Source organism: Fischerella sp. PCC 9605 (genome assembly GCF_000517105.1).
GTDB lineage: Bacteria > Cyanobacteriota > Cyanobacteriia > Cyanobacteriales > Nostocaceae > PCC9605.
In genome coordinates this window covers 63,815-77,842 of the sequence record NZ_KI912150.1, presented here as the reverse complement: position 1 = coordinate 77,842, position 14,028 = coordinate 63,815, and the positions used below count along the sequence as shown (strand labels likewise).

The window sequence follows — 14,028 nt, the reverse complement described above, 5'->3', positions numbered from 1 at the left end:
CAAGCAATCTGATTGAATTGTTATACTATCTTGTCAGCAACTTTATCTGGTCAGATGTAAAAATAGCACGTACTGTCTACTACAGATGCAATTGTTAGCAAAAATACTACAGTAAAACATTGCAACAAGGTTCTTAAATGTCAGTGATAAACGACAGAAAAGTTTATTGCTTGATATTAGGCAGCTATATATATTGTCATCTGCCAATAGTATGGTGAGGAGTAGAGAAAGCAGTATTAGTTTACAGGTATTAGAACTTAGATAGAGAACGAAGCCAGGGACAGTTCGGATGAAGAGACTTACTTGTTGTGTTGTTGCTTTACATGGTTTGCTTTTTGGAATAGTTACCGCTAATGCCAAGTCACTGGCCGTGGAAGCAGGACAAAAAGGCATACAGATATCGGAACGTGGGGACGCGCAGAGAGGAGTTAACGATCTTCCTCTACCCTTGTCTAAAGTTTGGACGATCGATAACAACCAAAAGCCACAACGCCAATCTTTTATTTGGGTACAGAATACTAAAAAAGCAGGGCACCAACCATTTTTGTTAGTAGGGAAAAATCCAGATAAACCGGATAAAGAGAAGCCAGAAGACGAAGACGACAAGCCTAGTTCAAAACCGTCAAAAAAGGATGAAGATGAGCTTAAAGCCTTTGATGAAGTAGTAAAAGATACTAAAAAACAGCAAGGACTGTTTACTCTATATCGCAGTAAGAAAAATAATAAACTATATCTGGAGATTAAACCGGAGCAGCTCAATAAAAATTTCTTGGCCACAGCGACGTTAGAATCGGGCATTGGTGAAGCTGGAATCTACAGCGGTATGCCTTTGCAGGATTTCTTATTTTACTTTCAGCGGGTGGATAATAAATTAAACTTTGTTGTCCGCAATGTCAATTTCCGTACTCGTGAAGGAGATCCACAGGCGCGATCGCTAGCTAGATCATTTAGTGACTCAGTTCTTTACACCGTTGATATTAAAAGCGTTCATGCACAACGCAAATCCATTTTGATCGACTTGAGTGACTTGCTGCTTACAGACATAGCAGGATTATCTTCTAGTTTGGGACTGCCAGGAAGCGCAGACGAATCGTATTTTGGTAATGCCAAAGCTTTTCCAGAAAATGTCGAGATTGAGTCCGTAATGAATTTCTCTGGCAGTAATAGCGATGAATATGACGAAGAAACGCTGGGTTTTACAGCCCTACCTGACAGTCGTGGCTTTACCCTGCGCGTTCACTACAGTCTTTCTCAACTCCCAAATAATAATTATCAACCCAGGTTAGCAGACGATCGCGTCGGTTATTTCATCACCGCTTACCAAGATGTATCCAACGACGAACGTAGAGATCCGTTTGTCCGTTACATCAACCGCTGGCATTTAGAAAAACAAGACCCCAACGCCCCAATTTCTCCGCCCAAACAACCAATAGTCTTTTGGATTGACAATGCTGTTCCTCTCGAATACCGTGATGCCATTAAAGAAGGTGTCTTGATGTGGAACAAAGCCTTTGAAGCAGCTGGTTTTAAAGATGCGATCCAGGTGCAGCAAATGCCGAATGATGCAAAATGGGAACCTGCGGATATCCGCTTCAACACAATTCGTTGGATCAATACGATAGATGGATATTTTGCGATGGGGCCTTCCCGTGTCAATCCACTGACGGGACAAATTTTGAACGCCAGCATTTTAGTGGATGCAAGTTTTATCCGCGCCCTTAAGAGTGAGTATCGCCAGATAGTGCAGCCTAACGAAGAACTAAAAACTCGTACTTCCTTAACGGCGTTGATGCAAAATCGCCTGCTTTGCACCAATGGTTTAGAAGCGAAAGGCAATGATGTTGCTACCAACAAGCAGCAATTACAGAAGCCATTTGCCAGACGTTTGTCCAAACTGGCAGGAGAGTATGACCTTTGTTATGGCATGGAAGCTGCTAACCAATTTGCCTTTGGTTCCTTGGCTATGTCACTGCTGCAACAGATGCCTCCTACTAGTAACCAGGTGAAAAACTATATCCATCAGTATTTAAGGCTAATTATTGCTCACGAAGTCGGACACACCTTGGGGTTACGACACAACTTCCGTGGTAGTACTCTTCTACCACCAGAAGAAATGCACAACACAGAAGTCACCAATAAAACAGGTCTTGTCTCGTCTGTGATGGACTACATTCCACCAAACATTGCACCTCAAGGCACCAAGCAGGGAGATTATTTTCCTAGTTCGGTAGGATCTTATGACGAGTGGGCCATTCAGTATGGTTATACACAATTTCCGATTGCATCTCCCATATCTCCCGTAGCTGAAAAGCCATTTTTGAATAAAATTCTCGAACAATCTGAAAAGCCGGAATTGAGCTATGCTACAGACGAAGATGTGTATGACCTAGACCCGACTGCTGACGCTTGGGATAACAGCAGTAACGTTTTGCTTTACTCACAGTGGCAGCTGGAAAATGCGCGGACAATGTGGGGTCGTCTCAACCAACGGTATCCGGTTGAGGGCGAGAGTTACACTGATGTCAGAGAACGGTTTGGTACAGTATTGGGAAATTATTTCCAAAACATTTATTACGCTACAAAATATATTGGCGGACAGTCGTTTTACAGAGTTCATGGTGGCAACAAGCAAGGAAAATTACCATTTCAACCAGTGCCATTAGAAAAACAACGTAAAGCCTTAGCACTTGTGCAAAAATATGTCTTTTCTGAAGAAGCCTTTAACTTCTCGCCAGATCTGCTGAATAAATTAGCACCTTCTCGTTGGCGGCACTGGGGTAGCAACCCTCGTATTGGTCGCTTGGACTATCCCATTCACGACTTGGTATTGTTTATGCAGAGTTTGGTTTTGTGGGATTTGCTATCAAGCGATCGCCTCTCCCGCCTCAAGGATCTCGAACTCAAAAATGAGGAAGGAAAATCACTTACTTTGCCTGAGTTATTTGATACTCTCCAATCAGGAATTTGGACAGAGGTAGTAAAACCCGATGGCAAGAACATCAAAATTTCTAGCCTGCGTCGCGGCATCCAGCGGCAATACCTGGAAACCTTGATAGAAATGGTGTTGCGAAAACAAGATGTCCCTGAAGACGCCCGTACTCTGGCTTGGTATAAACTACGGCAACTAAATGAAAAGCTGGCAGGCATGAGTTCTGACGATGAGTATACCAAGGCACATTTATTAGAGACGCGCGATCGCATTCAGAAAGTTTTGGACGCGCCTTTGCAAGGGAATTAATTTAAGGGGAAAGGGTAAAGGAGAAAGGGAAAAGGGAAAGGGATGGATATTTACCCTTTCCCCTTACCCTTTAACATGCATCCCAGCTATAACTCCAGATCAAAGGTGCTAATCCGAAAAGTATTGAAAGGGATTTCATTAATCCTTTACCCGACTTTTGCAAGAAGTCTAATTGTGAAATCAGTTGCAAACGAAATTTGCGATCGCCAATCTTAATAAGAATAATTTCGGTTAGTTTTTCAGGCTTCCTTTACATACTTCTCAGCCAACTCTCAGAAAATTTAGGTGGCATTGTTTTAATATCGCTATAGCTTTGCATCTAGTACAGTACGGCGTAAATAAACCTACCATACAAAATGGCGCAAAAGCGCGGAATACAATTATTTTGACTTTAGACTTTTGAATGCGTGAATGCGTGACTTCCGCACAGCGGTACTAGCTGCCCTGACACTAAAACTCAATTCTGGACAAGGAAACTAAATTATGAGCCTGACAGAAGATTTGAACAACTTGCGAAACCATGCAGTATCGCAACTTTCGCCAGAAACCTTGGCAATTATTGAAAAGGCTATTCAGCAAGTCGCAAATTCGGGCATTACAGAACAAGCCCTCAAAATAGGCGATCACGTTCCTAACTTCACTCTCCCCAATGCCGTTGGCAAATCTGTAGAATTGCAACAACTGTTAACACAGAGTTCTGTCGTCATTTCCTTCTACCGCGGCGTGTGGTGTCCTTACTGCAACCTCGAATTGCGAGCATTACAACAAGTTCTACCAGAATTGACTGCCTTGGGCGCTTCCTTGGTAGCAATTTCACCGCAAACACCAGACAACAGTCTCTCTACCGTTGAAAAACACAGCTTGACCTTTGAAGTTTTAAGCGATGTCGGCAATCAAGTTGCTAAGCAGTTCAGTTTAGTATACACCGTACCGACAGCAATGCATCCAGTTATAAAAAGCTTCGGTATCGATTTGCCAGCCTACAACGGCGATGACTCCTTTGAGTTGCCCCTGACTGCTACCTATATCATCAACACCGATGGTACTATTGGTTTCAGCTACGTCAACCCGGACTATACCCAGCGCCTCGATCCAGCAGATATCATTGCTGCTCTCTCCCAGTTGCAAGCAAAAGCTGGAGTTTAACGAAGATTTTTCCATTAATTAACGCAGACATACTTGATTTCGTAATTTAACCACTAAGACACTAAGACACAAAGTTCGGTAAATTCTTGGTGTCTTGGTGACTTTGTGGTTAATTACTTGCCACATCTTCTAAAAATCAAACTTCATTCCCCGGACGCCACCCGCCGAGAAATGCTGTAACACCTAACACAGCCAATGCTAAAGTCCCCCACTTCAGCTGTGGATTCATATCAAACCAATCCAAGAAAGAGGGTATTGCTAGCTTGTTAAAATCTCCCTCGACACGATCGTAGCCTTCAACTGGCGCAAAAATATTGTTTGGCGCATCCTCTGACTTTGGTTCATTCGTACCCTGTGCAAAACCTATCAGCAGCAGTAGCGAATCTACTAAGGAAGGCGAAATTTTTTGTAGCAAATCCAACACTTTGCCCACATCACCAACGATAAAATCACGCATAGGATGTTCGGCAGCGTAAAGGATAGCGTCAGCAACAAGATCGGGCTGATAGTAAGGTGGAATACCAGTAGGTTTAACTCCCAGCTTAGTGCCAACCTTGTTGTAATAAGGTGTGTTGATTGTCGCAGGCAATATTGAGGTAACGCTAATGGGCAATTTTTCGTGCTGCAACTCAACGCGCAGGGTTTCTAAGAAACCTTCTACACCATGCTTGGCAGCACAGTAGGGACTTTGCAACGGCAGACTCCGCCTACCCTGCATTGAGGATATATGAATTAACGCCCCGCGTCCCTCGCGCTTCAAATGGGGTAGTGCCGCCATTGCACCGTATACTTGTCCCATCAAGTTCACCTGAACAATTCGTTCAAACTCCTGGGGTGTGATTTTCTCGAAAGGCGCAATTATACCTGTAGCAGCAACATGAACCCAAGTATCCAATCGTCCGTATTCTGCTACGGTTTGGGAAGCGATCGCCTTTACTTGCTCGAAGTCACTCACATCTGCGACTATATATGTAGCCTCGCCACCAAAGGCTTGAATCTCATCTACCAAGGACTTTAACCCAGGTTCGCTGCGAGCGGAAACTACTACTTTGGCTCCGCGCCTGGCAAACTTCAGCGCCGTTATCCGTCCAATACCACTGGATGCTCCAACTACTGAAACTACTTGCTGATTAATTGGCTTCAATTGCATGATTCATTATCTCTTCTCTCTCCTTCCCTGTATTAACTTTGATTAAGTAGCCATACATCTTTCGCAAGGCTTACAGGTAGGGTATACAATTTGCTGATGCTGGTTGCTGTGGTTCACGCGAAGCGAAGCATGACAAAGTTGGCTACTTGAGACAAATAATTTTGTGGTTCAACACAGAACTTCTGTCAATTTGTGGATACCTTCCTCAAGTTGTTGTACTGTGAGTGCAGAATAGCCAAAGATAAACTCTCCTGATGGAGCAGCTTGGAGATAGTAAGGCTTGGTAGTGACCATGCCTACACCCACCCGCCTAGCACGATGAATAATGTCCTCATCACTGAGATTGGTATGCAATCGCACAATTAAATGAATCCCGGCATTCTCACCTAAAATTGTTGCCCGTTCTCCCAAGTGAACTTTGATTGCTTGCACTAAGACTTGGCGACGTTGGTCATAGTAGAGTCGCATCCGTCGCAGGTGGCGTTCTAAATAGCCTTCTTGGATAAAATCTGCTAAGACATGTTGCTCCAACAGGGGTAACTGCCGATCTATCAGCCACTTGGCACGAGCGAATACAGGTATCAATTGCTGCGGCAGCACTAAATAGCCAATTCGCAGAGATGGAAATAGCATTTTAGAGAAGCTACCGATGTAAACCACTGTGTTACTACTATGCAACCCTTGGAGAGCAGGAATTGGTTGACCTTCGTAGCGATATTCGCTATCGTAGTCATCCTCGATAATTATGGCTGTTGTCTGTTGCGCCCAAGACAGCAATTCTAGTCGCCTTTGAAGTGATAGCACCGCTCCGGTGGGAAATTGGTGAGAGGGAGTGACATAGACTAGTTTAATGTTGTCAGATGAGAATTTTGCTAGCTGTTCAACTACTAATCCTGACTCATCAACTGGAATCGGTAACAACTTTGCTCCCTGTGACAGGAAAGTATGCCGCCGTACTGCTAAATAACTAGGTTCTTCTAAAGCAATTGTCTCATCAGGATTGACTAACAGGCGGGCGATTAAGTCGAGGGCTTGCTGAGTACCGCCGACGAGCAATATCTGGTCGGGTTCGCACTGCACCGCGCGGGAACGAGATAAGTAGTGAGCGATCGCCTCTCGCAACGGTCTATGTCCCAGAGGATCGCTGGCGTAGTCTAACCAGTCTAGGCTAGCACGACTGTGACGAAACAGCAGCTTGCGCCATAGCTGTATAGGAAATTGGTCAAAAGCAGGTCGCCCGTAACGAAAACTGATGGGCGTATTGGGTCCTGCCATGTTGGGGATGTCAATCTCCGTCAGTACAGCAGCGTAATGCGATAGTTTGATTGGTAATCGAGCCATCTTATTTTCAGATGGCGACGAAGCCGAGTGTAGTAGATCGTCGGGCAGTTGAGTGCAGACAAACGTACCGGAACCAACAATAGTTTGCAGATAACCTTCGTCGATCAGCTGTTCGTAGCTTTGAGTCACGGTGAGCCGAGAAACTCCCAAAGACTTTGCCAGCAAGCGCGTAGAAGGAAGCCGCTGCCCTTGGGATAACCTTCGCTCAAGGATCGCTCGTCGCAGTTCTTCGTATAGCTGTCGGTGCAAGGGTATCGCCGCTTTCCTGTCTAGCGCGATCGCTAAATCCATCTTTACTTATCTCTCGCTTTCACTGGCAAAGTGGACTTATATTAAAGCACAAGATTGGCTATTGTGAGAGTCCAGTTGCATAACCTACTCTGACAGTAGCAGCTACTGTTGAAAAGGATATGTGCCATGACGCACAAGCAAATCGTTAACGGTGTTGTTGAATCCGTGCTGTATGTCGAGAACTTGGCACACTCAGTGAAGTTCTACGAAGACTTATTCGGATTTGAGAAAGAGATTATGGATGAGATGATTTGTGTACTTAAAGTACCCAACCAGCAAGCCCTCATCCTCTTCCCCAAAAGCATTGCTGCTGAGCCAGGGCGGACAACTTCTCCTGCTGGTACAGTGGAAGGGGTAATTCCTCCTCATGGTGGAAATGGCCGCTTGCACGTAGCATTCTCAATTGCAGCATCTGACCTCGATTTTTGGGAACAAAGATTGGCTGACCGAAATATCGCGATCGATAGCAAGGTTCATTGGAAACGGGGCGGTTGGAGCTTGTATTTCCGAGATCCGGATGAGCATCTCCTCGAATTGATCACTCCAGGTCTTTGGTCGTTCTATTGATGCTGACAGAATATTGGGGGTACGTATGGATAGGCTAACTGGACAATCAAAACTTGCCTGCGACGATATAGGAACAGGCGAACCTGCCTTACTCTTGCTTCCAGGATGGTGTGCAGATCGGGGTATTTTCGTAGCACTTGCGAATCAGCTCGGTAAAAAGCGAAGAGTTATCAACGTTGATTTGTTAGGACATAACGAATCAGCTCGTCCAGATGGAGATTTTGGGAGCGAGGATGTTATCCATGAGGCACTCAAGCTTGTAGATTCACTTGGTATAAATGAATTTGTCACGGTATCAGTAGCTCATGCAGGATGGCTTGCCGTTGAACTAAGGCGCAGGTTGGTTAATCGCATACCTAAAATGGTCTTTTTGGATTGGATTATTATTGAGCCGCCGCAGGTCTTTTTTGAAATCTTGGAGAAAATACAACAGCCTGCTCAATGGCAAAGTGCGCGTGACGCACTGTTTGCTGCTTGGTCGTTAGGCGATCCTAACCTCGCCAAACCCTTCCAAGAGTTTATGACGAATTACGGCTTCGATATGTGGTCGCGTGCGGGTCGAGAAATAGGCAGGTCATACAGAGAGTTTGGCAGTGCTTTGCGGGTGCTGGAAACTCTTAACCCAGCTCCTACAGTGCTGAATCTTTATTCGCCAACGCAAGCAAAAAATCTCTACGCCCAAGATGATGACTCAAGTTACTTTGAAGCACAACAAAGTTTCGCTCTTAACCATCCGTGGTTTCACTTTCGCAGGCTGAGTTCCAAAAGTCATTTACCCTCGGTTGAAGTTCCTGGGGAAGTTGCAGACGCAATTGAAAGTTTCATTGCAAAATCTTAATGGCTAGCAAGAGGAAGAATGAGTTCTTTAGAGCATGAAATCGATCAAGAAAAGCTCAGCCTTACACAACGCACCAAGATCGGAAGAATGCCATCGCGAGGGCATTATGAGCGCGAACTGGTTTACCAAATTTTGGATGAAGGATTAGTATGCCATATTGGTTTTACCGTTGATGGTCAGCCGTTTGTGATTCCGACTGCTTATGGTAGGGTCGGCGATCGCCTCTACATTCATGGATCGACGGCTAGCCGAATGATGCGATCGCTTGCCCAGGGTATAGAAGTTTGCGTTACTGTCACTCTACTCGATGGGCTAGTATTAGCTCGAACTGCGTTTCACCACTCGATGAATTACCACTCTGTAGTCATCTTTGGTACAGCAACTAAAGTGCAAGATGAGGCTCAAAAACTTGAAGCTTTAGAAGCTTTTACCGAGCACATTGTACCAGGACGGTGGGCACAGGTGCGTCAACCCAACCATCAGGAACTTCAGGTAACTTCAGTACTCGAACTGCCTCTTCATGAGGCATCTGCAAAGGTACGAACAGGGCCTCCAAACGATGAAGAACAAGACTATAGCATACCTGTGTGGGCTGGCGTTATCCCACTCGAATTAACAGCCAGCACACCGATTGCCGATTCTCGTCTACAAAAGGAAATAATTCTTCCCTCCTATCTGCACAATTACACTCGCAAATAAGTGCATCTTCATAGAAAATTATTATCAAAACAGAATTCTCGCCTAGCCTCACAATAAATCTGGGAGGGAAAATTGCCGTTGTTTATCTAATTCTTGCAACCGCAACTTCTCAGCATAAAAAGCTTGATAGTATGATTGCCAACGCTCTGGTTCTGCTTCAGGATCGGTTTGCTCCCACAATTCTAAGAAATGACGATAGCGCTTTTCTCGCAATACACGTTCCATGCAAGCAGTTGCAGCTTGGACTACTTGAGGAGTACGCAGTATCTCTTTCTTGCCAATCTCGTTGAGTTGAAATAGATGGGAAACTAACCCCATTTCTTCGGGAAACTCCAGGCATTTATCTTGCACTTTTGATATTAAATCAACCTCTAAATCATCAGAGGAAATTTCTAAAATTTGCCGCCATAAAAATCGATGGTGGGAAAGGCTAAATTGCAAATCCCGTTCTTCCAAAGTGTCAGTAATAGCTTGGCGCTGTTCGGGACAATGCAAGTAAATTCTTAGCAATAAAGCTTCTGCTTGTTCTAAAAGACTTTTTTCTAGTGTTGGTGCAGTTGTTTTACTTGCTTGTGTAGAGAATTCTTGTGTTTGTCTATACTGTGGTTGACGGAATGCGCTTCTTGATGACCCAGAAATATAGCCTAGTCTAGAGTTATTATCGGGTGCAACTTGAGTCAGGAGATTTTCTACTCTTAGAGGTACTAGTCTGGCGTCCCCAAGAGCTAAAATTTCTGCACAATGAGAAACGTAATAGTTAAGCGTATCAAGGTTAGTTATATTTTTCAGTAATTTTACTAACTGCTGCGAGACTTGTTGAAAATCTGTAGCTTGCTTCAAGTCTCGGTCTTTCGTGATTTGCTGAATCTGCCAATCTAGCCACAAGGGCGCATTTGCTACCAATTGTTGATAGTCTGCTGGTGTGTGGGTGTGCAAGTACTCATCAGCATCTTTGCCATCTGGCAAGTTGAGAATTTTTAACTGAACTTCGCCCTTGTATGCCAGTTCGGCAATTTCTCCTATAGCCCTTTCGGCGGCTATCTTCCCGGCTTTATCGGCGTCAAAGTTGAGTATTAGTTGTTTTGAGTCGCTGTAGCGCAATAGTAGCCGTACTTGGTCTATACTCAGAGCAGTACCCAAAGAGGCGACGACGTTGTTAATTCCGGCAGCGTGGAGAGCGATCGCATCAAAATATCCCTCTACCACCACAGCTTGATCGTGTTGAGAAATGCCAGCTTTGGCCTTGTCGAGGGCAAATAAAGTTTTACCTTTATTAAAAAGTTCAGTTTCCGGTGAATTTAGATACTTCGGTTGCTCATCTCCCAAACTTCTGCCACCAAAGCCAATCGTGCGTCCCATCACATCATGGATAGGGATGATCACGCGATCGCGAAACACGTCATAATACCCGCTACCTTCTTTGCGCGGTTTAATCAATCCTGCTTTTTCCACCAACTGGACTGGATAGCGTTTATCTTCTACCAGATAGCGGTAGAGAGTTTCCCAACCCACAGGGGCATAACCCAAGTTAAACTGCACAATGGTTTCGTCTTGCAGTTGGCGTTGCTGTTGCAGATACTGAAGGGCTAGCTGTCCTTGGGATTGCCTGAGGGCATGTTGATAGAATTGGGAAGTAGAAGCGAGAATTTCATAAAGCTGCGATCGCTCTGATAATTGCCGCTGCAACTCTTGTCTTTGTTCGGGTTCCAGAGTTTGCACGGGTACTTGGTAACGTCGCGCTAAATCCAGCACCACTTCTGCAAAAGAGTGCTTGTGCAAATCCATCAGAAATTTGATCGCATTACCCCCAGCTTGACAGCCAAAGCAATAGTACATTTGCTTGGTGGGGCTAACGGTAAAACTAGGGCTTTTTTCATCATGGAAGGGACACAAACCCACAAAATCTTTGCCGCGCCTGCGTAAAACAACGTATTCTGAGACGACATCTACGATGTCAGCCCGTTGTTTAATTTCCTCTATCGTATCTGGGTGTAAACGAAATTGCATAGATTCGTCATTAGTCATTGGTCATTAGTCATTGGTCATTAGTCATTAAATTTGGACAAATGACAAATGACAAATGACAAAGGACTCTTGATGGCTATTATATTCTTGTTTGCAAATCAAGAATAATGTATAGAATTGCTTGCACTTAAATTTTATTAGAGGAAATACTGAAAATGGGACGTATTTTTCTTTCCGCAGCCCACGGAGGCAAAGAAACGGGAGGAATTGATCCAGGCTCAATTGCCGGTGGTACTACCGAAGCTAGAGAGATGATTTTGCTGCGCGATTTAATTTTAACCGAACTGAGAGCGCGTAGTTTTGAGGTTTTGTCGGTTCCTGATGACGTGAGTGCCAAGCAAACTATCGAATGGATCAATTCCCGTGGTCGTCGGGGTGATATTGCGCTAGAAATTCACGCTGATGCTGCTGGCAATCCTTCGGTGCGTGGGGCTAGTGTATTTTATATTGCCAGCAATGACGAACGCAAAAGCAACGCCGATCTATTACTAATGGGGTTGCTGCGCCGTGTTCCCCAATTGCCCAATCGCGGAGTTAAGCCGGATACAGCTTCGGGTTTAGGTAGTTTGGCATTTTGTCGCCAGACAAAAGTGCCTTCCTTATTGATGCAAGTTGGTTTCTTAAGCAGTCCCGACGATCGCTCTTTGCTACAAAATCGCCGTCGTGACTTTGCCTTGGGAATCGCTGATGGATTGGCTGCTTGGAGTCGTAGTATTGATTCTGGTTCTGGGGACGGGGGAGAACCAACCTATGCGGCAATTAATATCAACATTAATGGGCAAAACTATCCAGAGCAAGGAATACTGATTAACGGTAATGCTTACATTCCTATTGATTTAGTAGATCGCTTGCGAATTGACTTATCGAAAGCGCCCAACGTCCGCCGCATTACCTATCGCCGAGTTGTTTATGTCAAAGCTATTGAACTGCGAGAATTTAATATTTCTGTCAGTTGGGATAGTGGGACTAAGACTGTAACATTACGTTCCAACTTGGTAATCTGCCCCGGTCAAATTGATCGGATTATGTCGCATGGCAATTCCTCAGAAGTGCAGATGCAGATATTTCTGAAAAATAACAATGAAAATGCCTTGGTGCAGTTTCCAGATATAGCCAAACTCTATCGAGAAGAAGCCACTACAGAAGGGGTTAACTATGACATTGCTTTCTGTCAGATGTGTGTAGAAACAGGATTTTTACGCTTTGGCGACGATATCAAATCTGAGCAAAATAATTTTGCAGGTCTGGGAACGATTGGTGGCGGTACGGAAGCAGCAACTTTTGAAAATGCCAGAATTGGTGTGAGGGCACACATCCAACACTTGAAAGCTTATGCCAGTTTAGAACCCTTGGTAAAGGAAGTAGTAGACCCGCGATTTCGTTTTGTCACACGCGGTATTGCCCCCTTGGTAGATCAATTATCGGGGCGGTGGTCTGCTGATTTAGATTATGGTAACAAGATTATGGCAATGCTCAAACGCCTCTACGAGTCGGCAGGATTGATGTAAGTAGGTCAGCACGAATAAAGTTAACTCGGGAGGGTCGTTATTCGTCATTTGTCATTGGTCATTGGTAAGGGTTTGAGCAATATTTACCTTTCTTGACATAGCTGCTTTTATTCTTACCTACTTATTTTTGGAAATAACTGCATATCAATTCGCCTGGATCGTTGTCTTCAAAAGGGACAATCACTTCATCTGATTCAACCTTAATGCGATCGCGACAGTTGTAGACTTCGATGGGTCTTTTGACTCCATCTACACTCACGGCTGCCCTGTATTCCCAATAATTTTTGGCACTGCGTTTAATACTCAAAATACAAATCTGATGACCCTGATAATTTCGGCATACTAATGCTTCGGCAGGAAATACTACTAAGAAAAAGAGTATTAATGGTAGCACCAAGGCAATATATTTCATTAGCAAAGAAAGGTGTAAAGATAGACTACTTATTTACGCATAGTCAGTTCTGCTTGCGAAAGTGCGATCGCATTCTCTAATGCTGTGCTGGTGGACAATTGTAATTCAGATCAATTAATTTTAAAAAATTGAATCATTTTTTCTGCTGTTTTGACAAATTTATCCTACAGTCTGGAAATTATAACTCACTGAACTTATGCGTTGATGTTGATTTTGACACAAAATGAAAGTGGTTCAAACAGTCCGCACTCTGTAAGTAGTCAGAGTATAAATTGCAATAGTGCTTCATTATGCAATTATGCAAGTTATTGAGTATCAATCATTACGGCGACTCAGGAATTAAAGCTGGAAAAGTGAAATTAAACTTTATTTATTTAAAAATTCTATTTTTACTGATGGCGTTGCATAATAGAGGGATGAATTGAGGTGATCTACTGTGGAATGTCCATAGTGTGGGTCTAGGGAAATTCGTAAGAACGGAAAGCGTAGAGGTAAGCTGCGGGCAAATTTGTATCAAATGCGACCGCCAGTTNCTCGACCTGTACGATCCGCCGAAAGGATATTCAGAAGAGATCAAAAAAGAATGCGTAAAAATGTACCTCAACGGTATGGGTTTTCGCGCGATTGAACGAGTCAAAGGTGTGCATCATACTAGCATCATTTATTGGATTAAACAATTGGGAGAAAAACTGCCAGATGTACCAAAAGAAGATATAGTTCCAAAGGTTGGAGAACTAGACGAATTAGAGACATTCATCGGTTCAAAAAAAACAAAATTTGGTTGTGGACAGCACTAAATCATTTTAGTCAAGG

The 14,028-nt window shown here is 44.0% G+C and carries 10 protein-coding genes and 1 pseudogene; 7 read left to right on the top strand and 4 right to left on the bottom strand.

Features of this window, described 5'->3' with window-relative positions; genetic code table 11:
* Positions 1 to 289: 289 nt before the first annotated feature.
* On the top strand, positions 290 to 3,238 hold the full coding sequence (locus FIS9605_RS0123770; protein WP_026734827.1) for a zinc-dependent metalloprotease: 2,949 nt from the start codon (positions 290 to 292) through the stop codon (positions 3,236 to 3,238).
* A 483-nt stretch (positions 3,239 to 3,721) separates the two neighbouring features.
* A complete protein-coding gene (locus FIS9605_RS0123765) occupies positions 3,722 to 4,384 on the top strand; it encodes a peroxiredoxin-like family protein (RefSeq protein ID WP_026734826.1) in 663 nt (220 codons plus the stop codon).
* A gap of 136 nt (positions 4,385 to 4,520) precedes the next feature.
* Here the strand turns inward: FIS9605_RS0123765 and FIS9605_RS0123760 are convergent, their stop codons facing one another.
* On the bottom strand, positions 4,521 to 5,534 hold the full coding sequence (locus tag FIS9605_RS0123760; protein WP_026734825.1) for an SDR family oxidoreductase: 1,014 nt from the start codon (positions 5,532 to 5,534) through the stop codon (positions 4,521 to 4,523).
* Between the two features lie 168 nt (positions 5,535 to 5,702).
* The gene (pdxR, locus tag FIS9605_RS0123755; RefSeq protein ID WP_026734824.1) at positions 5,703 to 7,166 is read right to left on the bottom strand and encodes a MocR-like pyridoxine biosynthesis transcription factor PdxR; all 1,464 of its coding nucleotides are present in this window, start codon (positions 7,164 to 7,166) and stop codon (positions 5,703 to 5,705) included.
* Between the two features lie 126 nt (positions 7,167 to 7,292).
* Here pdxR and FIS9605_RS0123750 point away from each other — a divergent pair, with 126 nt between their 5' ends.
* From FIS9605_RS0123750 to FIS9605_RS0123740, 3 genes are read left to right on the top strand one after another with little or no spacing between them, the layout of a single operon-like run.
* Positions 7,293 to 7,733, top strand: coding sequence for a VOC family protein (locus tag FIS9605_RS0123750; protein ID WP_026734823.1), 441 nt, complete (start codon positions 7,293 to 7,295; stop codon positions 7,731 to 7,733).
* Positions 7,734 to 7,758: 25 nt separating this feature from the next.
* Positions 7,759 to 8,571, top strand: coding sequence for an alpha/beta fold hydrolase (locus tag FIS9605_RS0123745; RefSeq protein WP_026734822.1), 813 nt, complete (start codon positions 7,759 to 7,761; stop codon positions 8,569 to 8,571).
* An 18-nt stretch (positions 8,572 to 8,589) separates the two neighbouring features.
* Entirely contained in the window at positions 8,590 to 9,270 is a 681-nt protein-coding gene (locus FIS9605_RS0123740) for a pyridoxamine 5'-phosphate oxidase family protein (protein WP_197036124.1), read from the top strand.
* A 48-nt stretch (positions 9,271 to 9,318) separates the two neighbouring features.
* On the opposite strand, the gene dnaG is transcribed toward FIS9605_RS0123740, so the two are convergent.
* Positions 9,319 to 11,295, bottom strand: coding sequence for a DNA primase (gene dnaG, locus FIS9605_RS0123735; protein WP_442854726.1), 1,977 nt, complete (start codon positions 11,293 to 11,295; stop codon positions 9,319 to 9,321).
* A gap of 155 nt (positions 11,296 to 11,450) precedes the next feature.
* On the opposite strand from dnaG, the gene tftA reads away from it, so the two are divergent.
* Positions 11,451 to 12,803 (top strand): hormogonium tapered terminus morphoprotein TftA, encoded by a 1,353-nt coding sequence (gene tftA, locus FIS9605_RS0123730; RefSeq protein WP_026734819.1) that lies wholly within the window; start codon positions 11,451 to 11,453, stop codon positions 12,801 to 12,803.
* Between the two features lie 121 nt (positions 12,804 to 12,924).
* Here the strand turns inward: tftA and FIS9605_RS0123725 are convergent, their stop codons facing one another.
* Positions 12,925 to 13,215, bottom strand: a complete 291-nt coding sequence (locus FIS9605_RS0123725) for a hypothetical protein (protein WP_026734818.1) — start codon at positions 13,213 to 13,215, stop codon at positions 12,925 to 12,927.
* Positions 13,216 to 13,681: 466 nt separating this feature from the next.
* Here FIS9605_RS0123725 and FIS9605_RS37945 point away from each other — a divergent pair.
* A pseudogene (locus tag FIS9605_RS37945) lies at positions 13,682 to 14,028 on the top strand (IS1 family transposase); the annotation flags it as partial.